The sequence below is a fragment of the Candidatus Kosakonia sp. 282A-S69 genome (assembly GCF_029433855.1).
GTDB lineage: Bacteria > Pseudomonadota > Gammaproteobacteria > Enterobacterales > Enterobacteriaceae > Kosakonia > Kosakonia cowanii_A.
This window is the reverse complement of sequence record NZ_JAROAU010000005.1, coordinates 248,415-248,678: the sequence shown is the minus strand read 5'-3', so window position 1 is coordinate 248,678 and position 264 is coordinate 248,415. Positions and strand designations below refer to the sequence as shown.

The 264-nt window shown below is 72.3% G+C and carries 1 protein-coding gene; it reads left to right on the top strand.

Features of this window, described 5'->3' with window-relative positions; all coding sequences use genetic code 11:
• Positions 1-68: 68 nt before the first annotated feature.
• The coding region (locus PU683_RS22225) for an arginase family protein (RefSeq protein WP_277174671.1) at positions 69-264 on the top strand (196 nt) is incomplete at its 3' end.

Below are 264 nucleotides of genomic sequence, written 5' to 3'. Positions count from 1 at the left end.
CGGCCCGTGCCACAGTAATGGCTCCGGTTGCGACGACGCGGCGGAAACGAGTTCGGGAGCATCTCCGCGTGACCACCCGCTACGTGAGTCATCCTGCGAGCTTCGACCATGCCGTTCCCGAGGGGCATCCCGAGCGCCCCTCGCGCATGCGCGCGATCGAGCGGGCCCTGGAGGACGAGCGGTTCGCCGCCCTCGTGCGGGTGCCGGCCCCCCGGGCGGACCCTCACCTGGCGACCCTGGCGCATCCGGCGGACTACGTGGACG